Annotated in this window: 20 protein-coding genes and 1 tRNA gene; 4 read left to right on the top strand and 17 right to left on the bottom strand. The window is 68.5% G+C overall.

What is annotated here, in order from left to right:
• Positions 1-26: 26 nt before the first annotated feature.
• Genes RN629_RS03410 through RN629_RS03390 form a run of 5 tightly spaced genes read right to left on the bottom strand, consistent with a single transcriptional unit; the run spans position 27 to position 3,916 of the window.
• Positions 27-1,184, bottom strand: coding sequence for a murein hydrolase activator EnvC family protein (locus RN629_RS03410; protein WP_407033861.1), 1,158 nt, complete (start codon positions 1,182-1,184; stop codon positions 27-29).
• 2 nt (positions 1,185-1,186) lie between these two features.
• Positions 1,187-1,609, bottom strand: coding sequence for a 23S rRNA (pseudouridine(1915)-N(3))-methyltransferase RlmH (locus RN629_RS03405; protein ID WP_407033860.1), 423 nt, complete (start codon positions 1,607-1,609; stop codon positions 1,187-1,189).
• A gap of 18 nt (positions 1,610-1,627) precedes the next feature.
• A complete protein-coding gene (gene rsfS / locus RN629_RS03400; RefSeq protein ID WP_407033859.1) occupies positions 1,628-2,032 on the bottom strand; it encodes a ribosome silencing factor in 405 nt (134 codons plus the stop codon).
• Between the two features lies 1 nt (position 2,033).
• Positions 2,034-2,645, bottom strand: coding sequence for a nicotinate-nucleotide adenylyltransferase (locus RN629_RS03395; protein WP_407033858.1), 612 nt, complete (start codon positions 2,643-2,645; stop codon positions 2,034-2,036).
• Positions 2,642-3,916 (bottom strand): glutamate-5-semialdehyde dehydrogenase, encoded by a 1,275-nt coding sequence (locus tag RN629_RS03390; protein ID WP_407033857.1) that lies wholly within the window; start codon positions 3,914-3,916, stop codon positions 2,642-2,644. Before RN629_RS03390 ends, RN629_RS03395 begins: the two co-directional genes overlap by 4 nt.
• A gap of 195 nt (positions 3,917-4,111) precedes the next feature.
• On the opposite strand from RN629_RS03390, the gene RN629_RS03385 reads away from it, so the two are divergent.
• Positions 4,112-6,856 (top strand): [protein-PII] uridylyltransferase, encoded by a 2,745-nt coding sequence (locus RN629_RS03385; protein WP_407033940.1) that lies wholly within the window; start codon positions 4,112-4,114, stop codon positions 6,854-6,856.
• A gap of 376 nt (positions 6,857-7,232) precedes the next feature.
• Here RN629_RS03385 and infC read toward each other — a convergent pair whose 3' ends face one another.
• Positions 7,233-7,766: a translation initiation factor IF-3 gene (infC, locus tag RN629_RS03380; protein WP_037569087.1), complete on the bottom strand. Its 534-nt coding sequence runs from the start codon at positions 7,764-7,766 to the stop codon at positions 7,233-7,235.
• Between the two features lie 114 nt (positions 7,767-7,880).
• Complete coding sequence (gene thrS, locus RN629_RS03375) at positions 7,881-9,884, bottom strand: threonine--tRNA ligase (RefSeq protein WP_407033856.1); 2,004 nt, start codon at positions 9,882-9,884, stop codon at positions 7,881-7,883.
• A gap of 341 nt (positions 9,885-10,225) precedes the next feature.
• Here thrS and RN629_RS03370 point away from each other — a divergent pair, with 341 nt between their 5' ends.
• On the top strand, positions 10,226-11,764 hold the full coding sequence (locus RN629_RS03370) for an MFS transporter (protein ID WP_407033855.1): 1,539 nt from the start codon (positions 10,226-10,228) through the stop codon (positions 11,762-11,764).
• Between the two features lie 91 nt (positions 11,765-11,855).
• Here the strand turns inward: RN629_RS03370 and RN629_RS03365 are convergent, their stop codons facing one another.
• Together RN629_RS03365 and RN629_RS03360 are read right to left on the bottom strand one after the other, a co-directional pair.
• Entirely contained in the window at positions 11,856-12,911 is a 1,056-nt protein-coding gene (locus RN629_RS03365; protein ID WP_407033854.1) for a linear amide C-N hydrolase, read from the bottom strand.
• 362 nt (positions 12,912-13,273) lie between these two features.
• Positions 13,274-13,363 (bottom strand) — tRNA-Ser (locus RN629_RS03360).
• 166 nt (positions 13,364-13,529) lie between these two features.
• Between RN629_RS03360 and RN629_RS03355 the strand changes: the two genes are divergently transcribed.
• Positions 13,530-14,285: an EipA family protein gene (locus tag RN629_RS03355; protein WP_407033853.1), complete on the top strand. Its 756-nt coding sequence runs from the start codon at positions 13,530-13,532 to the stop codon at positions 14,283-14,285.
• A 222-nt stretch (positions 14,286-14,507) separates the two neighbouring features.
• Here the strand turns inward: RN629_RS03355 and RN629_RS03350 are convergent, their stop codons facing one another.
• Complete coding sequence (locus RN629_RS03350) at positions 14,508-15,827, bottom strand: dihydroorotase (protein WP_407033852.1); 1,320 nt, start codon at positions 15,825-15,827, stop codon at positions 14,508-14,510.
• A 47-nt stretch (positions 15,828-15,874) separates the two neighbouring features.
• Here RN629_RS03350 and ygfZ point away from each other — a divergent pair, with 47 nt between their 5' ends.
• Positions 15,875-16,606 carry a CAF17-like 4Fe-4S cluster assembly/insertion protein YgfZ gene (gene ygfZ, locus RN629_RS03345; RefSeq protein WP_407033851.1) on the top strand — a complete coding sequence of 244 codons (732 nt, stop codon included), beginning with the start codon at positions 15,875-15,877 and terminating at the stop codon, positions 16,604-16,606.
• Between the two features lie 16 nt (positions 16,607-16,622).
• Here ygfZ and RN629_RS03340 read toward each other — a convergent pair whose 3' ends face one another.
• The 7 genes from RN629_RS03340 to RN629_RS03310 form a co-directional block, all read right to left on the bottom strand.
• Entirely contained in the window at positions 16,623-17,177 is a 555-nt protein-coding gene (locus RN629_RS03340; RefSeq protein WP_407033939.1) for a PilZ domain-containing protein, read from the bottom strand.
• 272 nt (positions 17,178-17,449) lie between these two features.
• The gene (locus tag RN629_RS03335) at positions 17,450-18,577 is read right to left on the bottom strand and encodes an OmpA family protein (protein WP_407033850.1); all 1,128 of its coding nucleotides are present in this window, start codon (positions 18,575-18,577) and stop codon (positions 17,450-17,452) included.
• A gap of 116 nt (positions 18,578-18,693) precedes the next feature.
• Positions 18,694-19,197, bottom strand: a complete 504-nt coding sequence (locus tag RN629_RS03330; RefSeq protein ID WP_407033849.1) for a DUF2793 domain-containing protein — start codon at positions 19,195-19,197, stop codon at positions 18,694-18,696.
• Positions 19,197-21,329: a phage tail protein gene (locus RN629_RS03325; protein ID WP_407033848.1), complete on the bottom strand. Its 2,133-nt coding sequence runs from the start codon at positions 21,327-21,329 to the stop codon at positions 19,197-19,199. The genes RN629_RS03330 and RN629_RS03325 overlap by 1 nt, the downstream gene beginning before the upstream one ends.
• On the bottom strand, positions 21,330-21,698 hold the full coding sequence (locus RN629_RS03320; RefSeq protein ID WP_407033847.1) for a peptidoglycan endopeptidase: 369 nt from the start codon (positions 21,696-21,698) through the stop codon (positions 21,330-21,332).
• Positions 21,695-22,501 carry a DUF2163 domain-containing protein gene (locus RN629_RS03315; protein ID WP_407033846.1) on the bottom strand — a complete coding sequence of 269 codons (807 nt, stop codon included), beginning with the start codon at positions 22,499-22,501 and terminating at the stop codon, positions 21,695-21,697. The genes RN629_RS03320 and RN629_RS03315 overlap by 4 nt, the downstream gene beginning before the upstream one ends.
• The gene (locus RN629_RS03310) at positions 22,498-24,771 is read right to left on the bottom strand and encodes a DUF2460 domain-containing protein (protein WP_407033845.1); all 2,274 of its coding nucleotides are present in this window, start codon (positions 24,769-24,771) and stop codon (positions 22,498-22,500) included. Before RN629_RS03310 ends, RN629_RS03315 begins: the two co-directional genes overlap by 4 nt.

Here is a 24,771-nt window from a genome sequence, read left to right as displayed (position 1 = left end):
GTTTCCGGGCCGCCTCGCTGCGATCATCAGCCGAGCAGCGCGGCGATATCGATCGGCCGGCCGTCGCGGCGCAGCTCGACCGTGACCCCCGGCACCGTGCCGCCCCGCGCGCGCATGGCGCGACCCAGCACCGCCCCGCCCTCGACCCGCTGCCCCGGCCGCACCGCGATGCCGCCCAGCCCGGTCACCAGGCTGGTCCAGCCATGGCCATGGTCGAGGATGACGATGCCGCCATAGCCGCGAAACGGCGCGGCATAGCGGATCATCCCCGCCGCCGGGGCGGTGACCGGCGCCTGCGCATCGGTAGCCAGCGTCAGCCCGCGCGCCCGGACCCCCGAATCGGAGATTTCGCCAAATCCCGTCGCCACCCGCCCGCGCACCGGCAGGCGATAGGTGCCCGCCGGGATCGCCGCGCCGCGCAGACCGGGGGCCAGCGGCCGTGCGATCGGCCCGGGCAGCGCGGCCAGATCGCTGGCGGTCGCCTGCGCCTCGCCGCGCTCGGCCATCTGGTCGATCAGGTCGCGCGCCGCCTCGCCCAGGGCCAGGGCACGATTGGATTCGTCGATGGCGCTGCGCCCGAGCACATCCGCGCGCCCGCGATGCCGGGCCTCCAGCGCGGCCAGCGCCTTGCGCTCGCCCTCCAGCTTGCTGCGCGTCGCGGTCAGCGCGTGTGCGGCCAGCACTGCCTGCGCGCGCACCCGCCGCGTCGCCGCCAGTTCGTCGCGCACCGCCTGCGCCCGCCCGGCGACGACCGGCGCGATGGTGCCGAACACCGCGCGGACATGCGCCAGATCGGCGACCGTCCCCGGCTGCGCCACCGCCGCGATCGGCGGGCGCGCGGCCATGTCCTGCATTGCCGCCAGCAGATGCGCGAGCGGCGCCTGCGCGCGGGCCAGCCGCTCCTGCTGCCGCGCCAGCAGCCCGGCGACCAGATCGACCCGCGCCTGCGCCGCGCGCACCTCGGCCTCGGCGGCGGTCACGCGCGCGGCGACGGCGCGTTCCCGCGCCTGGGCGATCGCGGCGGCGTCTCGCTCCGCCCCGGCCTGTTGCTCCAGCACACGCGCACGCGCCTGCGCCGCCGCCGCCCCGGCCCGCGCCTCGCCCAGTCGGCGCTGGTCGGCGGCGATGTCGGTCGCGCCCAGCAGCAACAGGGCCGCCAGCGCCGCTCCGCTCCGCCGGCCCATGCTCATCCTTCGCGGTGATAGGGGTGGTTGGCCAGGATGCTGGTCGCCCGGAACAGCTGCTCGGCCAGCATCGCGCGCGCCATCATATGCGGCCAGGTGGCGCGGCCATAGGAGATCAGCAGGTCGGCGCGCGCGCGGTCGGCGTCCTCGAACCCATCGGCCGCGCCGATCATGAATCGGCATTCGCGCACGCCGTCGTCGCGCCAGCGCTCCAGGCGCCGCGCGAAATCCATCGAAGAAAGATTCTCGCCCTTCTCGTCCATCAGGACCAGACGCACCTGTCCCTCCAGCGGCGGCACCTTGCCACCCGTGTCGGGGAGTTCAGTGACCTTGGTGGGCCAGCCGATCCGCTTGAGATAGCGGTCGACCAGTTCGGCCTCGGGCGAACGGCCGATCCGCCCGCGCGCGACGATATGCAGCAACACGGGCGGGCTCTGGACGCGTCAGAGCTGGCGGTCGGCCGGGCTGGCGGGGGGTGTCGGCGCATCGCCGAACGCCCACATGCGCTCCAGATTGTAGAAGGTGCGCACCTCGGGCCGGAACAGGTGGACGATCACGTCATTGGCGTCGATCAGCACCCAGTCGGCGGTCGGCAACCCTTCGATCCGCACCGAGCGGCCGAATTCGGCCTTGATCTTCTCGGCGAGCTTCATCGCCATCGAGGCGACCTGCCGGGTCGAACGACCACTGGAGATCACCATGTAATCCGCGATCGACGATTTTCCGGCGAGCGGGATCGAGATCGTTTCCACCGCCTGGTCGTCGTCGAGCGAGGCGAGAATGAGGCGGTGCAGCGCCTCCACCTCTTCGGGATCGGACGGACGCGGCGATTGCGGGGAAGTGGCCAAGTTAGCTCCTGCGTTGGGGGACGGTTCGGCCCATATGCCGAAACCAGTCCGGATCGCGGGCCCGAAGGCCCGTGGCGGAAGTCGGGTCGGGTCGGAAGCGCAACAGCACGAAGGCCGGCAAACTCCACATCGTCCAGTTCTTCGCCTGGCCCGGACGCTTCTGGAAACGCCTGAACCAGCCCAGCGCGGGTGTCGCGTGGGCGGCGACATTGTACCCCGGACGGTCGACAACCGCAATCGGGATCGCGCGGGCAATCGCACGCCACGCCCGCCAGCGATGAAATTGCTGCAGATTGTCCTCGCCCATCAACCAGATGAAGCGATGGCGGGGATAGCGGCGAAGGATCGTTCGGACGGTGTCGATGGTATAGCGGGTGTGCAGGTCGCGCTCGATCGCGCTCGCACGAATGGGCGCGCGGCGCGCCATGATCCGTGCCGATTCCAGCCGCGCGGCGAAGGGGGCCATGTCCCCCGCCCCGTCCTTCAGCGGATTGCCCGGCGATACCAGCCACCAGACCTCGTCCAGGTCGAGCGCGCGCATCGCGTCCAGGGTGATGCGGCGATGACCGCGATGCGCGGGATTGAACGACCCGCCGAGCAGCCCGATCCTCAACCCGAAGTCCCGCCGCGAATCTGGCCCGCGCCGCGCCCGATCCATTTATAGGTGGTCAACCCTTCGAGCGCGACCGGCCCGCGCGAATGCAACCGCCCGGTGGCGATGCCGATCTCCGCGCCCAGCCCGAACTCGCCGCCATCGGCGAACTGGGTGGATGCGTTCCACAGCACGATCGCGCTGTCGACCTGGCGCAGGAAGCGTTCCGCGACCTCCGCATCCTCCGCCACGATCGCATCGGTATGGTGCGATCCATGCGCGGCGATATGCGCCATCGCCCCGTCCACCCCCTCGACCAGCGCGACGCTGGCGATCGCATCGAGATATTCGGTATCCCAGTCCTCGGGCGTGGCGGGCTCCAGCCCCGGCACGATCTCGCGCACCGCATCGTCCCCGCGCACGGTGCAGCCCGCCTTCATCAGCGTCGCGACCAGCTCCGCCGGATGGCAATAGGCGGCGTCGATCAGCAACGTCTCCATCGCACCGCAAATGCCGGTCCGCCGCATCTTGGCGTCGCGCACGATCCGCGCCGCCATGGCCCGGTCGGCCGACGCGTCGACATAGACATGGTTGATCCCGTCCAGATGCGCCAGCACCGGCACCCGCGCCTCCGCCTGCACCCGCGCGACCAGGCTCTTGCCGCCACGCGGGATCAGCAGGTCGATCAGCCCGTCGGCGGCCAGCATCGCCCCCACCGCCGCGCGATCGGTGGTCGGGACCAGTTGCACCGCATCCGCCGGACCGCCCGCCGCCGTCCACCCTTCCACGAAGGCGGCGTGGAGCGCGCGGTTGCTGTGCACCGCCTCGGACCCGCCACGCAGGATCGCGGCATTGCCCGCCATCGCACAGAGCGCCGCGGCGTCGACGGTGACATTGGGGCGGCTTTCATAGACGATCCCGATCACCCCCACCGGCACGCGGACGCGTGACAGATGAAGGCCGTTGGGCCGGGTGCGCGCATCGATCCGTTCGCCGACCGGATCGGGCAGCGCCGCCACCGCCTCGACACCCGCGACGATGCCGTCGATCCGCCGCTCGTCGAGCTTCAGCCGGTCGAGCATCGCGGGCGACAGGCCGTTCGCGGCCCCCGCCGCCATGTCGCGTGCATTGGCGTCGAGAATGGCCGGAGCCGCCGCGCGAATCGCGCCGGCGGCGGCGCGCAACGCCCGGGCCTTGGCCTCGGTCGGCATCTGCGCCAGCGTCCGCGCGGCGATGCGCGCGCGCTGCCCCATGTCGGCGATCAGGGCGGGAATGTCGTGATGGTCAGCCATGGCCTGTTCGCTAACACGCCCGAAGCACAGGCACCAAAACAAGAATCGTCCGCCATGGCAAAGGCAGGCGGCAGCGCGCGCCGTCTTGCGGAAAGGGGTTTCCTCATCGCCTTTCGACGACGCCCCGCGCCGGACGGCGAGGGAATGACGTCATCCCCTCTCCATTTGTCCGTTCGCAGCCCCTATGACATGGTCATGCTCAGCCGTTTCGAATCCCTCCCCAACCGCCGCGCCATCGTCGACCGCCGGGCCCTTGCCGAACAGGTCGCGGCGCTGGGCGTCACCGGGCCGGAAGGGCGGACCCGGGTCACGCCCGTGCTCCGCGCCGCACTGGACGCGGGGCGGCAGGAGGTGGCGCGACGCCTGTCCGTCCACCCGTCGCGCGGGTTGGAAGCGGCGGCGGCGCAGGCCTATCTGACCGACCAGATCCTGCGCGTCCTGTTCGATTTCACCACCGATACGCTCTATCCCCTGAGCAACCCGACGGCGGGCGAGCGGCTGACCCTCATCGCGGTGGGCGGCTATGGCCGGGGGGAGATGGCCCCCTATTCGGACGTCGATATCGGTTTCCTCACCCCCTTCAAGCAGACGCCCCATGCCGAACAGGTCATCGAATCGATGCTCTATTCGCTTTGGGACCTGGGGTTGAAGGTCGGGCATTCCAGCCGCTCGATCGACGAGACGATCCGCCAGGCCAAGGCCGACGTCACGGTGCGCACCGCGCTGCTGGAGAGTCGCTATCTGTGCGGCGACCTGGCGCTTTACGACGAAACCACGCGCCGGTTCAAAATCGAGATCCAGACCGATTCGCATCGCCAGTTCATCGCCGACAAGCTGGCCGAACGCGACCTGCGCCACCGCAAGATGGGCGACAGCCGCTATGTCGTCGAACCCAATGTGAAGGAGGGCAAGGGCGGGCTGCGCGACCTGCACGCGCTCTTCTGGATCGGCAAATATGTCTATGACGTCGACCGCGCCGCCGACCTGATCGAACGCGGCCTGTTCACCCGCGAGGAGTATCGCCAGTTTCACCGCGCCGACAATTTCCTGTGGGCGGTGCGCTGTCACCTCCACATCATCACCGGGCGGGGCGAGGATCGCCTGACCTTCGACGTGCAGCGGCAGGTGGCCGAGCGGATGCGCTTTTCCGACCGGCCGGGCAAGGCCAAGGTCGAGCGTTTCATGCAGCTCTATTTCCTTCAGGTGAAGACGGTCGGCGCGCTGACCGGCGCGTTCCTAGCGCATCTGGATGAACGGTTCGCGGCGCGCGGGCATCGCTTCGGCCTGCCCACCATCCGCCGGCGACCGCGCCGGTTGAACGGCTTCGTTCTGGATCGCGGCCGGCTGGCCTTGCCGCGCGACGATTTCTTCCAGGAAGACCCGGTCCGGCTGATCGAGATCTTCCAGCTCGCCGATCGCTACGAACTGGAGGTGCATCCGCTGGCGATGCGCGCCGCATCGCGCGATGCCAAGCTGGTCGACGATGTCCGCGCCGATCCCCGCGCCAACGCGCTGTTCCTCGACGTGCTGACCAGCCCCCGCGACCCCGAACTGGTGCTGCGCTGGATGAACGAAGCCGGGGTGTTCGGCCGCTTCGTCCCCGATTTCGGCCGTGTCGTGGCCCAGATGCAGTTCGACATGTACCATCATTACACGGTGGACGAACACACGATCCGCGCGCTGGGCCTGCTCTCCCGGATCGAGCGGCAGGACCTGACCGAGGAACATCCCGTCGCCTCCGCGATCATCGGCCAGATCGTGTCGCGCCGTGTCCTCTATGTCGCGGTGCTGCTCCACGACATCGCCAAGGGGCGCGGCGGGGATCACTCGATCCTGGGGGCGGCGGTCGCCGAGCGGCTCTGTCCCAGGCTGGGGCTGAGCGATGCCGAGACGGAGACGGTCGCCTGGCTGGTCCGCTGGCATCTCCTGATGTCCGCCACCGCGTTCAAGCGCGACCTGTCCGACTTCAAGACGATCCTCGATTTCTGCGAGACGGTGCAGAGCCCCGAACGGCTTCGCCTGCTGCTGCTCCTCACCATTGTCGATATCCGCGCGGTGGGGCCGGGTACGTGGAACGGATGGAAGCGGCAGTTGCTCGCCGACCTGTACGAGGCGGCCGAGGAGGTTCTCCGGCTCGGCCACAAGCAGCGCGGCCGGACCGAGCGGATCGCCGCCAAGCAGGCGCGGCTGGCCACAATATTGGGCTGGCCGGAGGCGCAGCTCGCCGCGCATGTCCATCGCCTGCCCGAGGCCTATTGGATCGCCGAGCCCGACGATGTGCTGGCGCACAATGCGCGCCAGATGGCGGCGGCGGGCGATGCCCAGCTTTCGATCGACGCGCAGGTCTATGGCGAGCGGGGCGCGACGCTGGTGTCCATCTATGCCGCCGACCATCCGGGGCTGTTCTACCGCATCGCGGGCGCGATCCATGTGGCAGGAGGCAACATCATCGACGCGCGCATCCATACGACGCGCGACGGCATGGCGATCGACAATTTCCTGGTGCAGGACCCGCTCGGCCGCCCGTTCGACGATCCGGGCCAGCTCGCCCGGCTGCGCCGCGCGATCGAGGATGCGCTGGCCAATCGCAGCAAGCTGGCCGATCGTCTGGTCGCCAAGCCCGCCGCGCGGCCGCGCTCGGATGCCTTTCCGATCGTGCCCAACGTGCTGATCGACAATCGCGCGTCGAACCGCTTCACCGTGGTCGAGGTCCATGCGCGCGATCGCCCGGCGCTGCTCAACCAACTGGCGCACGCGCTGTTCCAGTCGAAGGTGACGATCCATTCGGCGCATGTCGCCACCTATGGCGAGCGCGCGGTCGACGTGTTCTATCTGACCGACCTGACCGGGGACCAGATCACCAATGGCGGGCGGTTGAAGACGCTGGAGAAGCGGTTGCTCGGGGCCGCGGCGGGGGAGGCGATGGAGGTGGCGGCGTAAGGGCCCGCTCATTCCGTTCCGCCACAGGTCCGGCGAAGGGGCGATCGTTGCTCGCGGAGATAGCCCCCTTCCCTCACCACCACCCCGGCGAAGGCCGGGGCCCAGTTACCTCGTCGTCGGTGGTGCGCTATATCGCCAGCGTAGAAGATCGGCGGTGTCGCACCTTCGCTGGCTTTACCGCAACTGGCCCCCGGCCTGCGCCGGGGTGGTGCGGGTGTTGGGCAAGGGGTGAAGCGTACTTGGGTGAACGGAGATCGGCAGGCACATCTCCCCCGCCTCTCAACCATCCCTCCCAAAACAAAACCCCCGGCGGCCCGAAGGCCCCGGGGGTCTGGAAAGCATCGCGCCGGGGATCACATCCCCGAGTCGCCTCGCATCACTTCGGCGCCAGCACCATCAGCATCTGGCGGCCCTCCATGCGCGGATAGGCTTCGACCTTGGCAACCTCCGCCACCTGCTCGGCAACGCGCTGGAGCACGTTCATGCCCAGCTGGCCGTGGCTCAGCTCGCGACCGCGGAAGCGCATGGTGACCTTCACCTTGTCGCCCTCGCCAATGAATTCGACCACCTTCTTCATCTTGGTGTCGTAATCATGGTCGTCGATATTCGGACGCATCTTGATCTCCTTGATCTCCTGCGTCTTCTGCGACTTGCGGGCGAGGTTCGCCTTCTTCTGCGCCTCGTACTTATACTTGCCGACATCGAGGAACTTGGCGACGGGCGGGTCGGCGTTCGGCGACACCTCGACCAGGTCGAGGCCGAGTTCCTGAGCCTGTGCCATTGCTTCGCGCGTGTACATCACGCCGAGATTCTCGCCCTCATGGTCGATGACGCGAACCTTGGGGCTTTGGATCCACTCGTTGAATCGGGGACCGTTCATCGGCGGCGCCTGCATAGGACGGCGCATCATGGGAGGACGTATGGGTATTTCTCCTGTGGCAATTACCGACGCAATATAAGCGATCAGGCATAAATTGGGAAGGGCGAGACAGGCGTCCCGCCCTTGGGTTCAACAGATTGTGGTTCAGCCGCGCAAGTCGGGCGGAGTCGCCTCCCTGCGCAGCATCGCGATGGCCTCGTCGAGCGTCATGACCTCCTGCGCCTGGCTTCCCAGACGACGGACGGCCACCTTGCCTTCCTCGGCCTCGCGCTTGCCGACGACCAGCAGCACCGGCACCTTGGCGACCGAATGCTCGCGCACCTTGTAGTTGATCTTCTCGTTGCGCAGATCGGTCTCGACCCGGATGCCCGCCGCGGCCAGCCGCGCCGCCGCCTCGTCGGCATAGCCGTCCGCATCGGACACGATCGTCGCGACCACCGCCTGCACCGGCGCCAGCCACAGCGGGAAGCGGCCCGCATAATGTTCGATCAGGATGCCGATGAACCGCTCATAGGATCCGAAGATCGCGCGGTGGAGCATGATCGGGCGATGCCGCTCGCCATCCTCCCCGACATAGGAGGCGTCGAGGCGCTCGGGAAGCACCCGGTCCGACTGGATGGTGCCGACCTGCCACGTGCGGCCGATCGCGTCGGTCAGATGCCATTCCAGCTTGGGCGCGTAGAAAGCCCCCTCGCCCGGCAATTCCTCCCAGCCATATTGCTCGGTCGCCAGCCCGGCCTGGACCACCGCGTTGCGCAGTTCCTCCTCGGCCTGGTCCCACATCGCATCGGAGCCGAACCGCTTTTCGGGGCGCAGCGCCAGCTTGATCGAATAGGTGAAGCCGAAATCCCTGTAGACCCGGTCCGCCAGTTCGCAAAAGGCCCGCACCTCGTCGACGATCTGGTCTTCGCGGCAGAAGATATGCGCGTCGTCCTGGGTGAACTGGCGCACGCGCATCAGGCCGTGCAGCGCGCCATGCGGCTCGTTGCGGTGGCAGCAGCCATTTTCATACAGGCGCAGCGGCAGGTCGCGATACGACTTGATCCCCTGACGGAAGATCAGGACATGCGCGGGGCAGTTCATCGGCTTGAGCGCCATCCACTGGGCGTCGTTCGACACCAGCGGCCCCGCATCCTCGGTATTGGGCACTTCGTCGGGGATGACGAACATGTTCTCGCGATACTTGCCCCAGTGGCCCGACTGTTCCCACTGGCGCGCGTCCATCACCTGCGGCGTCTTGACCTCGCGATACTCCGCGCCGTCGATGGCGCGGCGCATATAGCTCTCCAGCTCGCGATAGATGCGGAAGCCCTTGGGATGCCAGAAGACCGAGCCATGCGCTTCCTGCTGGAGGTGGAACAGGTCCATCTCGTTGCCCAGCTTGCGATGGTCGCGCTTGGCGGCTTCTTCCAGCCGCGTCAGATGCTCGGCGAGTTGCTTCTTGTTGAGCCAGCCGGTGCCGTAGATGCGGCTGAGCATCGCGTTCTTCTGGTCACCGCGCCAATAGGCGCCCGACACGCGGGTCAGCTTGAAGGCATTGGGGTCGAGCTTGCCGGTCGAGGCCAGATGCGGGCCCCGGCACATGTCGAGCCACGCATCCTCGCCCTTGCCGGCGCGATAGACGGTCAGTTCCTCGTCATCGGGCAGCTCGGCGGCCCATTCGGCCTTGAAGGTTTCGCCCTGCGCGGTCCAGCGCGCGATCAGTTGCTCGCGGGTCCAGACCTCACGAATCAGCGGCTCGTCACGCGCGATGATCTTGCGCATCTCGGCCTCGATCGCGGGCAGGTCCTCTTCGGTGAAGGGCCGATCCTTTGGCGCGAAGTCGTAATAGAAGCCGTCCTCGGTCGCCGGGCCGAAGGTGATCTGCGTGCCGGGAAACAGCGCCTGCACCGCCTCAGCCAGCACATGCGCGAAATCGTGGCGCGCGAGTTCGAGCGCGTCGGCCTCGTCCTTCGCGGTCACCAGTGCGAGCGCGGAATCGCCCTCGAACGGGCGCATGATGTCGCGCAGTTCGCCATCGACGCGCGCGGCGATCGCGGCCTTGGCCAGGCCGGGTCCGATCGCGGCGGCGATGTCCGCGGGGGTAGTCCCGGGCGCGACCTCACGGACGGAACCGTCGGGCAGCGTGATACGGAACATCGCGGACATGGAAACAACTCTCTTCGATTAATGCGAATGAAGCGCCCCGCGAAGCCGCCGGGCGCGCGGGGTCTATAGGGAAGAATCCCCCCCGCGTATATGGGGTGGCCGGAACGCGTCCGAAGGGGCCATTTCCCCGCCCCGCCCCCGGCCCTGCCCGCTGGCTTCGCCCGATTTCGCTGTCACACCACGCGGAAGCGGTCCTATGCGATGGTCCCAAAGGGATGGTCCCTGTGGAGCGGCCGCCTTATGGATGGCGACTCCCGTTGCGCGGGTTCGACACACGGATACCCGACCGGCATGGACCGTTCCAGATGCAATACGGGGGCGACAAGGACCGTAATGCCGCGATGAATCTTCATTTGCCCGAATCCCTGGCGCGTCTGCGCCCCCGGCGACGCGGGATCGCCACCGTCCATGCCGAACTCCGCGACGGCATCGTCCCCGCCGGGGACCGGATGGCCAAGACCACCGATCTCGGCCCGCAAGAGGCTCCCAGCCGCAACTATCGCACCGTCGCGCTCATCATCGCCTGCGCGATGTTCATGGAAAATCTGGACGCCACCGTGCTCGCCACCGCGCTGCCCACGATGGCGCGCGATTTCGGCGTCCGCGCGCCCGAGATGAGCGTCGCGCTGACCTCCTATCTGCTGGCGCTCGCCATCTTCATCCCGGCCTCCGGCACCATGGCCGACCGGTTCGGGGCCAAGCCGGTATTCCGTACCGCGATCATCATCTTCGTCCTCGGCTCGATCGCCTGCGGCCTGTCGCCCAACCTGCCGATGATGACCGCCGCGCGCTTCTTCCAGGGGATGGGCGGGGCGATGATGATGCCCGTCGGACGGCTGGTCCTGCTGCGCTCGGTCGCCAAGCGGGACATGGTGTCGGCGCTGTCCTGGCTCATCATGCCCGCGCTGATCGGCCCGATCCTGGGGCCGCCGGTGGGCGGGTTCATCGTCACCTATCTCGACTGGCGCTGGATCTTCTGGCTCAATCTGCCGATCGGGATATTGGGCGTGGTGCTTGTCGGTCGCTTCATCGCCGATATCCGGGCGGAGGTGACGCATCCGTTCGACAGGCCCGGCTTTTTCCTGTCCGCCATTTCGCTCGGATGCCTGCTCGCCGGGCTGGAAGCCGGCAGCCGCTCGGGCGCCAGCGCACTCACCTTGGCCCTCGTCCTGATCGGGCTGGTCGCGGGGGCCTTTTATCTGCGCCACGCCCGCCATGCGGCGCATCCGATCCTCGACATCACGCTGATGCGCCTGCCCACCTTTCGCCTGTCGGTGATCGGCGGTTCGCTGACCCGCATCACCCAGGGCGCACAGCCCTTCCTGCTGCCGCTGATGATGCAGCTCGGGTTCGGGATGAGCGCGGCACAGAGCGGGACGATCACGGTGGCGACGGCCATCGGCTCGTTCGGCATGAAGAGCATGGCCCAGCGCATCCTGCGCCGGTTCGGCTTCCGCTCCAGCCTGATGGTGATCGGCGCGCTGTCGGCGCTGTCCTATGCCATCTGCGCCTTTTTCCGGCCCGGATGGCCGGTGCCCGCCATATTCGCGGTGCTGGTCGTGTCGGGCTTTCTGATGTCGTTCAATTTCACCGCCTACAACACCATCGCCTATGACGAGGTGGACAAGAGCCGGATGAGCGCGGCGACCAGCTTCTACGCGACGTTCCAGCAATTGATGCTGTCGCTCGGCATCTGCATCGCGGCGACCGCGCTGCACACCGCGATGCGGATCGGCGGGCGGATGACGCCCGACTTCGGCGATTTCTCGGCGGCGTTCCTGACGGTGACGCTGATTTCGCTGAGCGCGATCTTCGTCAATGCGCGTTTCGACCGCAACGCCGGCGCGGAGATCAGCGGGCGGCCCGCGCGCCAGGGCTGATCATCCGCGCATCCCGCGGCTAATGGCCGGTCAAAGGCCGGGCCGCGACCACCGAGCGCCGCCGCTACAGCGGCACTCGGCGGCCAGGCCCTTATTCGGCCGCCATGAAGGCGAACGGCTTTTCAGGGACGAACTGGCTCGACACCTCGCCGGACAAAATACGCGCCATGTCCACGCCAAGGTCCAGCTTGCGGACCTGCGCGCCTTCGGAGAAATCGAGCTTCTTCACATCCACCCAGAAGATATTGGGCGATGTTGCGGATTCGCCAAAGAAGACCTTGCTCTTCTGGTCCGCCACCACGCGCCAGCGGGTGGTGGAGAGATTGGGCGCCTCGGGAAGGCTCACGCCATAAGGCGCCGAGGCGTTGCGGATCACGCTGAACACCGCGGCGGCGGCAATCCTCGGGTCATCGCTCTGGGTCACGGCATTGATGTAGAAGCCGGCGCGTACGAACCGGTCTTCGGACCGTCCGCTGCCGGGCAGGAATTTTAGAGGATCGACCGCGCTCCAATATTTCTGAAGCGCGAGCTGATCGTCAAAGGGCGGGTCGTTCGTCACCACCTGATAGGCTCGGTTGTGATGGATGTTCAGCTTTCCGCCGATCCACTCCAGAACCGCGCTGTCGCCGCTCGCATCCGAGAGCGTCAGATGGAGCGGGGCGAGGCTGCCGGGCCGTCCGGGCACTTCGCCGGACACGATCTGCATCGGATGGGCGCGGGTATATTCAACGGCTTCGGACACCGTTGCGAACTGGTCGAGATAGAATTGCGCCCAGATCGCCAGCGACATGCGCGGCGTGGTCTTGTCGTCCTTGGGAAAACCGGTGCTGGTGAGCCATAGCAGGCTGGCGTTGAGGCCTGCCTCGTTCATGCCGTCCACGGTCGAAATGTCGTAGCCGGAGACGGCGAGGCTGCCATATTTCGACGTCCATTTGACCGAGCGTGGACCGGCGGCGCCGTTGCGCTTCATCCCGCGCGGGAAAACCCAGAAGTTGCTGACCATCGGGTCCTTGAAGTCCATGTTCCGGCCCGTGATATTTCGTCCGCCGGGGCCGTGATAGACGACCCGCGTACAGGCCTGGGCATCGGCGGCGATCAACGTCGCTGCGGCGGTCAAGGTAGCGAGCATGGTCGTGAATCGAGACATGTTACCCCCAATCGTCAGAAAACTACGGCAATCCTTATCGCCGATCAGAACCGATGAGTCATGCCGATAATCGGAATATTCAAGTACAGAATATGGACGCTTTCGCGGAAACTATAGTCAAGTACTGGAACTTTTTAGCATACAAAGCGTAGGCGATCTCCCGAATAGAAAATCTGCACAATCGGTGTAGGAAAGACGGCCTTTCCACCTGCCGCGGATGATGAGGACGACAGGCCAAATGCGGCCGTTGCCGGTGTCAGGACATAGGGGCTGTAGCGTTGAGGCAGCCGCCCGCGCTCTCCCCCGGCGGAAAGCGGCCGGCAGAGGCGCCAAGCACTATTCGGAAGGTTCAGCGGCGCAAATGGCGGAGACGGAGGGATTCGAACCCTCGGTACGGTTTCCCGTACGACGCTTTAGCAAAGCGTTGGTTTCAGCCACTCACCCACGTCTCCGGCTGCGGCGAGGTGCGGCTATAGCGGGGCCGGTGGAGGCAATCAACCGGGATTGGACAGGATTTTATGCGGAAAATCGACCAAAGCGTGCTTTGTCATTCATTGCACTGCAAGGCGCCGGCTGGTTAACGTCCGGCATTCGGTTCGCCGGGGGAGTTTGAAGGTCATGCGTTTCGTTCGTCTGGGTCTGTCGGTTCTGTGCGGCCTGTGTGTCGCGGCGGCGGGCCCCGCCCTGGCGCAGGTGCGCACCATCGATCCCAACCAGGGCATTGACAGCGATCTGGGCACCCAGCCCTCGCGCCCCGCCCAGCGCACCACGACGCCGGTCGCGCCGGTCCAGATCACACCCTCCACGCAAGTGCCGATGGACACCCCCTCCAACACGACGCCACCCGCAACGACGCCGGATTCGCCCGCGACGCAAACCACCCAGGCCGCCGACACGTTCGAGCGCGACGACCTGCTCGCGGCAGGCGAAGGCGTGTTCGGCAAGGGGGCCGAGGGCCTGGCGGGGATGATCGAGCGCATCCTGCGCGAACAGGGGCGCCCCAACGCCTATATCGCCGGGCGCGAGGCGTCGGGCGCGTTCGTGGTGGGGCTGCGCTATGGCTCGGGCATCATGACGCACAAGGTGGAGGGCCAGATGCCCGTCTACTGGACCGGGCCGTCGCTGGGCTTCGACATCGGCGGCGACGCGAACAAGGTCTTCGTGCTGGTCTATAACCTGTACGACACCGAGGAGTTGTTTCATCGCTTCCCCGCGGCCGAGGGGCGGCTCTATTTCGTCGGCGGCTTCGCGGCGACCTATCTGCGGCGCGGCAATGTGGTGCTGATCCCGGTGCGGCTGGGCGTCGGTTGGCGCGCGGGCGTCAATGTCGGCTATATGAATTTCACGCACAAGTCGCGGTGGCTGCCCTTCTGATCCCGTCGGCTATCTTTTGATCCCGTCGTCGGGGGGCCGGTTTCCCCTGCCCTTCGGAGTCACCCCGACCGACGGCCGCTTTCGGGTTTGGCCGTCCAGCCGTTCAAGCGCGGTCGCATGGGCACCCGGCGGGGCCTTTCCAGGCCAGACGCGCAGCCTCCGCAGCGGGGATCGGGACGGGATGGCAGTGGGCGACCGGCAGGGTCGCCCACCGCGCCACGTTCATCCGAAATCGACCGCTTCGAAACGAAGCGGCGCGCCGGTCGGGGCGGCGGCCAGCTGGTCCTCCCACATCGCGACCTGACCGCGCACGATCGTGCCGATCGGCTTGCCGGTCAGCTCCATGCCGGTGAAGGGCGACCAGCCGCACTTGGACTGGAGCCATTGCTCCTCGACCGTCCAGCGCTTCCGGAGGTCGACGATGGTGAAGTCGGCGTCATAGCCCGCGGCGATCCGTCCCTTGCCGACGATGCCGAAGATGCGCTGCGCGCCCGCGCTGGTCAGTTCGATCACCCGCTGGAGCGACAGGCGGCCATGGGCCACATGGTCCAGCAGCAGCGGCAGCAGTGTCTGCACCCCCGGCATGCCGCTGGGGCTGCCCGGATAGGGCTTGGCCTTTTCCTCCAGCGTGTGCGGCGCGTGGTCCGATCCGATCACGTCGGGCACGCCCTGGTTGAGCCAATACCACAGCCCGTCGCGATGCGCGCCCGAGCGGATCGGCGGGTTCATCTGCGCCAGCGTGCCGAGGCGCGGATAGGCCTCCTCGCCCGCCAGCGTCAGATGCTGCGGCGTCACCTCGCAAGTCGCGATGTCCTTGTGACCCGCAATATATTCCAGTTCGGCAGGCGTCGTGACGTGCAGGATGTGGATCCGACGCCCGGCCTCGCGCGCCAGCCGCAGGATGCGGCGCGTGGCGAGCAGCGCGCTTTCGTCATCGCGCCAGACGGGATGCGACGACGGATCGCCCTCGACCCGTTCGCCCGCGCGCGCGTTCATCCGGTCCTCGTCCTCGGCGTGGATGGCGACGCGGCGATGGCCGGCGGCGAGCACCTCGGCCAGCCGTCCATCCTCCGACACCAGCAGATCGCCGGTCGAGGCCCCCATGAAGATCTTGACCCCCGCCGTACCCGGCATCCGCTCCAGTTCGGCCAGATCGCGCGCATTGTGGTTGGTCGCGCCGACATAGAAGGCATGATCGCAGAACATCGTCCGCGCGCGGACCAGCTTGTCGGCGATGGCTTCGGCCGAATCGGTATTCGGCTTGGTGTTGGGCATTTCGAAGACCGCCGTGACGCCGCCCATCACCGCCGCGCGGCTGCCGCTGGCCAGGTCCTCCTTGTGCATCAGGCCGGGCTCCCGGAAATGCACCTGCGTGTCGATGACGCCGGGCAGGATGTCGAGGCCGGTGCAATCGATCACCCGTCCTGCATCACCCCGCGCCCCGATCTCGACGATCCGCCGGTCGCGGATGCCCACATCGGCCCGCACCGGGCCGCCGGGGGTGTGCACGGTGCCGCCGGAGAGAAGCAGATCAAAGGTCATGGCAAACGGGCCTTTCACGTATGGTCCCGCCTCCCTACCTTGCCGCCATGAACGATACCACCCCGGCCACCACCCTTTCCGACCGCCGCCTGATCCGCCTGTCCGGTGAGGATGTGCGCGGCTTTCTCCAGGGGCTCGTCACGCAGGACGTGACGGGGCTGGCCCCCGATGCGCCGCGCTGGGCGGGACTGCTGACGCCACAGGGCAAGGCGCTGTTCGACTTCATCCTCTGGGCCGATGGCGACGCCGTGCTGATCGATGCGGAGGGCGACCAGGCCGAGGCGCTGGCACGGCGGCTGGCCCTGTATCGGCTGCGGCGGGCGATCACGATCGCACCGCTGGACGATCTCGCGGTGCATTGGAGCCGATCCGCCGAAGGGCGTCCGGACGATCCGCGCCTGCCCGAACTGGGCAAGCGGTGGCTCGCCCCCGCCGGTGTGCCCGCCAGCGGTTGGGTCGCACATCGCCTGTCGCTCGGCGTGATCGAGGGCGTGGGCGAGCTTGGCGCGGGCGAGACCCTGTGGCTCGAATGCAATGCGCGCGAACTGAACGGCGTCAGCTTCACCAAGGGCTGCTATGTCGGACAGGAGAATACCGCGCGGATGCATCATCGCGCGAAGGTCAATCGCCGTCTGGTGGTCGCGCCGCTGGGCGAAGCTGGGGCACGGACGCGGGCGCGCTATCCCGATCTGGGCCTGATGGTCGAACATCGCCGCGTGGAGGCGCTGGGCGATGCGCTACGCCCTGCCTGGCTGGCCGAGGCGCTCGCCCAGGACTGAGCCGCGATCCGCGCGGCTATTTGCTCGGCGCGGGCATCGCCAGGGCCGCGGCGATCTGCTGCGTCGAAGCGGTCAGCAATGGCGGCACCTGCATCGCGATCACCACCGCCGCCGCGACGGCAAAGGCACAGATCGCGCCGAATTGCAGCCGGCTGGAAAGAATGCGGCTCTGCTCGTGTCGATACGCCTGATCCGGGTGGCGCGGTGCCCGGTCTAAACTGGCCGTAGCGCGCCGCCCGGCGCGCCGATCGCTGGTATCCGGGCCTTGGGCCGGGCGGCGATCGAGTCGAGGCTCGCGGATGAGAATATCGGCATCGACAATGTCCTGTGCCCGCAAGCCTGAAAAGCGATCGCGCCGCCAGACGATCCGCCCGATCACGACCTGATGTCCACGACGGATATCGACATAGTCACCGGGCGCCAGCGGATCGTCGCAACTGATCATCATGCCGCGCGACGAGATATTGTGGATGCACGCATCCCCCCAGGCGCGCTCGGTCTTGATCCGGCACGGGATGTTGACCTGGCGACGCGCCTCGCGATGTCTGAACGTCTGCCCTCGGCGCGGAATGACCTGTCCCCCAGCTTGCCGGCTTTGCGTAAGCGTCAGGCCCCAATAAATGGTGAATCGATTTTCAGGGCCGCGCGGCCCCCGATCGGCCGGGATAAGGCGGCCGAGGCGTCACGCCCGGAGGCGGGGGACACGATCAGCAAAGACCCTGCACCATGTCACGCCAATCCCGCGCGGACGGGCATCGCCCGCTACCGAAAGCCGGGCCATAAAAAAGGAGGCCGGCTTTCGCCGACCTCCCTCTTTTGCAATCAGCCTTGGCTGAGCGTGGCTTATTGGCCAGCGCCCGGACCGTAGGTGATTTCGACGCGACGGTTCTGGACCTCGCGGACGCCGTCCGCAGTCTGAACACGCAGCTTGTCGCGCTGTTCGCCGAACGCCTCGGTCGAGATCGAGCCATCGGGGATCGAACGCGACGTCATGTACGCCTTCACCGCGTCGGCACGACGCTGCGACAGACCCATGTTGTAGCGCGGCGTACCCGAGGTATCGGTGAAGCCGGCAACCATCACGCGGGCATTGCCGCAGCTCTGGTACTGGGTGATCGCGTTGTCGAGGATCGACGCCGCTTCCGGGGTGACGTCCGACTTGTTCCATTCGAAGAACACGATGAACGGACCCGGCGAGCAGACCACGGGCTCCGGAGCCGGAGGCGGGGGCGGCGGGGGGGGAGGCGGCGGCGGCGGGGGCGGCGGCGGGGGGGGCGGAGCCGCCGGTTCGCCGAAGTTGTAGGTCACGCCACCCAGGATCGAGTGCGACCGGAAACGACCGTCGAAGTTGTTGTTCGCCACGTCGACCAGCTTGACGCTCTCGGCGTTGAAGAAGCGATACTTCAGCGTCGCGTCGAGATGGTCGGTCAGCGGCGCACGGATGCCCGCCAGAGCCTGCCACGCGAACACGGTGTCCGAGTCGTCCAGGAAGTTGGCCCGACGGTTCAGGGCGTACTTCGCCTTGACGCGCGCCACACCGACACCGCCGCCGACGAAGCCCTGAATGCCGTCATCGGGACCGAAGTCGAGCAGGCCGTTCAGCATGAAGCTGAGCGCCGAGGTCGAACCACCGGCATAGTCATAGTTGCCGGCCGGAACGGTGCCAGCACCGATGCCGGTGTTGGTCAGCGTGGTCGAGCTCAGGCCGTCGAGGGTCGCACGGCGATAGCCGACTTCGGTTTCGAGGCGGAAGCCGCCGAAATCGTAACCCATAACGGCGTCGACGTCGTAACCATAATCATGGTCGACGCTGGTAACGCCCTTGCGCGTGGCGCCGGCGACATCATAATCGATGTCTTCGACGATCATCCCGCCGCCTTCGATGCCGACGTACCACGACTTGTCGCGGGCGAGGGCAGGCGAAGCCAGAGCGGTGGAGGCGAGTGCCAGAACAATGGCAAGCTTCCGCATCATAGTCCCCTTTCTTGGTTGTCACTACGGACAGCGCAAACTCACTATCGGAGGGTTGGTTTCCACGCAAGCAAACAAAAGCCCCGGACTGTGGCATTAAAAGCACAGATTTTCCATTATCCTGCGGCGATCAAACCATGTGTCCTAAGCGCTTCCAATAGCGTGGAAACCACGGTTCGTACTTCGGAATCAACCACTTGGCCGCCGACCGGATCCGCGATCGCCGATTGTTGCGCGCCAATCACGGTTTTTTCGCCGATCCGGAACCCGCGTCCCACGACCAGACCGATGCGCCAGGCATCGCCGTCCCATTCGGCACGGCAGGAATCGGCCTTGCTCCAGACCGCCAGGCCGAGGCGCGGCGCGACGAACCGCCAGCCGCCCTCGGTCCATCCGGCCAGGCGATCGGCCTGCCCGGCCCAGTCGTCGACCGGCTGCGCGCCGACGATCCAACCCTGCCCCGGCATCGGGTCGGCGGGCGGGGCGTTCCGCCCCACCGCCTCGACACAGGGCTGGACGATCAGGTCCAGCGCCGCCAGCGCCTCGTTATGGGTGATTTCCTTCTGCGCCTGCCCGGCCACCAGAAAGGGCAATGCCCAGCGCGCTGTCGAATCCACCATCATCCTTCCTCCCCAATGATACCGAGAAGCGGTCGCGATACGGCGACCATCCCCATCTGGCGGATCGCCACCCGCGTTCCGTCCGCGACCGCGCCGCGCCAGCGCGGCTCCGTCACCTCCTCATCCCGGTCGCCGATGGTCAGGCGATAGCGCTCCACCTCCTCGCCCAGCGGCGCGTCCACGCCGTCGATCCAGCGCCAGCCGTTGCGGCTCCGCCGCGTCCAGCCGAGCGTGACGCGACCGTCCGCGCCGCGACGGCACCGCCAATGCACCGGCGCGGGCGGACACACCGACAGGCCGGTCAGCATCGCGGCGGCCGAAACCCCCTCCGCGCCATCCCCCACGCCATGCGCCAGGACCTGCACCCGCCGCCCCAGCGCGGTGGCGGGCAGGTCGAGCATGCGCGTCGTCGCGGCGTCGAGCAGGACGAAGCCATCGCCCACCCGCTGCGCGCCCACCGCCGCCTCGGTTCCCCGCAGGCCCCGCCGCAACGCGCTCAGCCGCCAATGCCCGTCGCCCAGCGGCACGGCGCGCGCGAACTGGATCAGTTCATCGCCGAGCCAGGCCAGATTGGCCCCGGCGTCGAGCGCGGCGGCATCGGCGTCGGCCAGATCCTCCGCCAGCCGGACGATGATCCCGCCGCGCCGGTCGATCAGTGCCGTCGCGCTCCCCGGCGACAGGTCGACCAGGCGCCCCATCACCCCCGGCAGCGCGCTGGGGCCGATGCTGGTCCAGCCGTCCGCATCGTCCAGCCGATAGGCGAGCGCGGCCTGTCGCCAGCCGGGTCCGCCCGCCGAAACGATCGACAGGCGCGGACCGGCCAGCAACTGGTCGTCCAGCGGCGGCATCTCGAACACCGCCAGCCGGGTCGTCCCGATCGTCCGGTCGACCGCCCGGACCGCGCGCCCCGGCGAGGCGGACAGGCGCGGCCCCGCCCGGCCCAGCGGCACGCAGGTGAGCCGTACCGCCATCGCCTCCCATCCCGCCTCGACAACGCGCCAGCGCCCCGCCTCGCCCGCGATCGCAAGGACGGTGCCGGGCGCGATCGCCACCGACTCGGGGCCCAGGGTCACGATCCGCTTCACCCGCTCGGCCATGATCCGCGCCAGCCGGTCCTGCGCCAGCGTCCGCGCCGTCGCCGCGTCGATCGCCGCCGCCAGATCGAGCCGATCGTCGCGCACCCCGCCAGCGCGCCGCGCCTGCTGCACCCCGATCTGATAATCGCGTGCCGGGTCGTAATAGGCGATGGTGACGCTGGCGGCGATGCTCGCCTCGCCCGCCATCTGCCGCTGGCCGCGCCGCCCATGGCCCGTGGCGGCCATCGCCTCGTCGACGACGGCCAGCGCCGGGGTGGCGGCCGCGTCGGGCGCGACCAGTCGGATGCCGTCGCCTTGCGCCACCCATTGGCCGCCGCTGACATCCGCGAGCAGTTCCAGCACGGCGCGGATGCTGCCCCCGCTCGCGGCAAAGCCGGTCAGCGCCGCCCCCGGATCGCCCGGCCGGACATGCGGCGACATCGCCTGCGCGATGGTGCCGCAACGCACCAGCCCTTCATCCGCGACCAGTTCGAAGGTCAATTGCGGGATGCGATTGCCGAACTCGGCCAGCGCCAGCCCCTCGAACACCGCATAGGCCAGCCCATGATAGGCGGGTGCCTGCGCCCCCTCGACCGAGGCGATCAGCGGATCGACCGCCTGGTCCTCGCCACCGGCATGCAGGCGGAAGCCGGTCGCGACCTTGAAATCGCCCCCCTCGCCGCGCAGGAGCCGGCCATCGGCCCAGATGCGCCCCACGCGCCGGATCGGCCGCGCCGAAAGGGCGACCGCGAAATTGGCGGTGTAGCTATAGCTTTCGACGCCCGGCCGTCCCTTGCCGCCGCCGCTGACGCCCCGGCTTTCGATCAGGTCGGTCGCCCAGATCACCGGCCCAGCGACGCGCATCGTGCCGAACAGCGCGGGCATCTGCGTCCCGTAGCTGGAGGTCTGGACCGCCAGCTCGGTCAGGCGCGGCCCCTGCCGCCGGCGCGGGCCCAGCACCGCATGGTCGACGCGGTTGCCGATCAACGCGCCGATCGCGCCGCCGACCGGCCCCAGCAGCGCGCGGCCGACCGCGCCCAGAACCAAGGTCGCCATCTATCCCTCCCCCTTCCAGCATCCCAGCAGCGGCCAGGGCGGCGTGCCCGGCCGCCAGACGACACGGCGCAGGGCGGCATCGGCATGGACGATCCCGTCCGCCACGCCGATCGCCAGATGCAGCTGCCCCGGCCCCGCGCGCAGCAGCAGGACGCCGCCCGCCCACGCACCCCCCCGTGAGAATCGCGTATCGAGCAGCGCCATCGCCCGCCCCGCATGCCCGCTGCGCCAGCCATAGCCGCTGGGCGCGTCCCGCCCGGTCGCCGCCGCGACCAGCCCGACACAATCCAACCCATGCGCCGGATCGCGTCCATGCAGCCGAAAGCGCACGCCGATCAGTGCGCGCGCCGCGTGCTCCACCCGGCTCATGCGCCGGGATAACGGGTGAGCAGGTCGATCCCCGGCAGAAAGGGCTCGCCGCGAAAATGAACGCCGTTGCCGAACCGGCCGGTGCAACTCTCCCATCGCTTGTCGCACCCCTCGACCAGTTCGATCAGCGGCGTGCCCTCCACCGCGAAGGCGGGCGCGGCGGCGAGCCACAACTGGCGTCCCTCCGATCGCAGCACCGCCGCCTCCAGCCCGGCATTGGCCCCGCCGAACCAGACCAGCCGCCCGTGGCCATAGGCATTGGCGACCGGCTCGACCGCATCGACGGTCAGCATCGCCTCGCCATCCCAGCCGGTGACGCGGGCAAAACGCCGCCGCCCGGCCATCGGCACGCGACATCGCCGGTCGCCCAGGGTGGCGCGGCAATCGGGGCTGGTCTCCTCCGCCACCGGCCGTTCGAGCAGCGCGCCCACCCCGCGCAGTTCGGCGCTGAAACCGCCCTCACCCAATTGCACCGCGCCGATCACCCCCTCGCCCAGCGGCACGGGCGCGGCCTCGCCAGTCCAGTCGACCGCCATCACCGCCACCGCCGCGCCGTCCCAGCGCCCGGCGATCAGGTCGCGCTCGCCGATCGCGGCGCTGGTCAGCGCGCCGCTGGCTTCCATCCCCTCGGGGTCGAGCCCGTCGCCGCGCAGGATCGCGCTGGGCGTCAGGCCTGGCGCGGCGCGGTAGAGCACCCCGTCGCGCCACAGATCCCGATCATGGCCGGTCAGCCCGATCGTCACCCCGTCGCGCCGTTCGATCCGCCAGCACAGGACCCAGCCGGTCAGCGTATCGCCGCTCATGCCTCGCGCACCTCGACCAACGGGACCGACGCCGCCTCGCCCGCCTGAAACCCGCTGAGCGCGACGCTCAGCCGATCCTCGGCGAAGCGGACGGGCACGTCGAAGAGGAAGTCGGCGGTGATCGCCACCCCCGCCACCGGCGCGCTGTCGAACACCAGCCAGCCGCCCGGCTCCAGCGTGAAGCCCGCCGCGCTCCGGCCATCGACACGGACACGGATGCTGCCCGCGACCGGCCGGGTGATGCGCCGCGCCTGATCGCCATAATGGCGGACCAGCGCGAAACGGCGGGTGGCGCCGTCACCGGTGCCGATCCGTTCGTCGGAACCCGCGCTGTCGAACGGGTCGCGCAGGCGAAAGCCGCGCGCCGGGCCCAGCCGGGCGCGGAAGAAATCGAGCAGCAGCGCGATGTCCGCCGCCGAGCGGATGCCCGGCCCGACGTCATAACCCGTCCGCGCCTCGCCCCAGGCGGCGTTGCGCGCCTCGCGCCCGCCCGCGCTGGTCAGGATCGCGGTGGAGAAGCCCGGACTGACCTCCGCCGCACGGCCGAGCGCCAGCGGGAACAGCACATCGTCAAAGGCCTGCATGGTGTCCTCGCCCCCTTCCCAACAGGTGAAACCGTCGCGCATCACCTGCGGCATGGCCCACAGGAAGGTCGCCGCGACGCCGCGCGCCCGCGCGATTTCGGCCGCCGCGACGATCGCGCGCCACTGCGCGCGCTGATCGGCGCGCAGCACGAAGCCCGAAAAATAATGTTGCCGCTCCGGCGGATAGCCCAGCCGCGCCTCGGCCAGCGCCACGCCCTTGCGGGTCGACACGCTGTCGCCCTCGGTCACCCAGTCATAATCCTCGAGCTGCAGCACGTCGAAGGCGGGGCTGGCCCAGCCGACCGGCATGTTGGCGCGCGGCGCCTCGGGGGCCTGCGCGTCCAGCACGGTGGGCAGATAGGTCAGCAAATGGGTGATGCAGCCGGGCGCCGCCGCCTTCGCCGCCGCGCACAGGGCAGCGGTCGACGCCGCCAGGCATGCGCCCGCCCGGTCGAGCGTGGCGCGCTCGTCCGCGCTCCTGGCGCCCCGGATGCTCGCCATCGGAACGGGCGCGAAGGCCGCGACCGCCGCCGCGTCGTACAGGCAGGGTGCGCCATCCTCAGGCCGCACCCACCACCACGGCTCGCCGACCTGGAACCGGGGCGAAAGCCCTGCCTCTGCCCCGATCGCCAGAAAGGCGGCGGCGACGCTGCGCAGATAGGCCATGGCCCCATCCTGTGCCGGGCTGAGCAGGGTGGAAGGCGGCGACCAGCCGGTCAGGGCGGGCGCGCCATCCGCCGATCGCTGCTTCCAGTCGTTCCAGCAATGCGCGTCGAACAATTCATAGGACAGCGACCATATCAGCTCATAGCCGAGCGCCTGCGCCCCCGCCGCGAAGCCGCGATGCCAGGAAGCACAGGCGCTGTTCAACGCGCCGCCGGCCAGGCTGACATACAGCCCCTCGCCCAGCGGTTCGAGCCGGAAATAATGGCTCATGCCGACATAATGGACGATCCCGCCGCGATAGCCGAGGTGCAGCATATTGCGCAGCAATCGCGTAGGTGTCAGGTGGTAGCTGTCGTCATAGCCGCTGGCGATCCGCAACCCCTGTTCGGGCAGGACCGCCGCGCCGATGCCGAGTACCGCGCCGGGCCCGTCGCAGACGATCCCGGTCATCTCCGCCCAGCCCTCGACCGGGCGGTCGAGCAGTCGCGCGCCCGCGTCATATTCGGGCGCGACCAGCGACACGAACATCCGGTCGACATCGCCCACCCAGACGGGATCGCGATCCTCCGGGAATTTGAACCCGCCCGCCAGTTGCGCGAAGTCGATCACGACCTGCGCATCCTCCGTGCTGCCGGTCGCATAGTTCCACAGCCGGACATACCAGCTACGCGCGGCGCCGCTTTCGTCCCGCCCCTCGATGGTCAGGGTGGGGCCGTGCCGCGCGTCGAGCGGCTTGATGCCGCCCGAGCGCCAGCGGAAGCGCAGCCGACAGTCGCGATAGTCGCGCACCGTGTCGTAGCGCAGCAGGGGATGGTCATGCCGGTCCGCCGAGTCCCAGATCAGCCCCGCCAGATCGTCGGCGCGATAGAAGACCGCATCGACGCGCAGGGCATCGGGCGCGGTGGCGACCACCGCCGCCATCATCGGCCGCGGGAAATCGACCGTCCAGTAGCGCGGGTCGAAGCGCGACAGCCGGTCCTCGCGCTGCGCCTTGCGGGCATCGCACAGCCAATAATCCAT

This window comes from Facivitalis istanbulensis (assembly GCF_040560405.1).
Lineage (GTDB): Bacteria > Pseudomonadota > Alphaproteobacteria > Sphingomonadales > Sphingomonadaceae > Sphingomonas > Sphingomonas istanbulensis.
The sequence above is the reverse complement of the archived record's forward strand: the minus strand, read 5'-3'. Positions and strand labels throughout refer to the sequence as shown.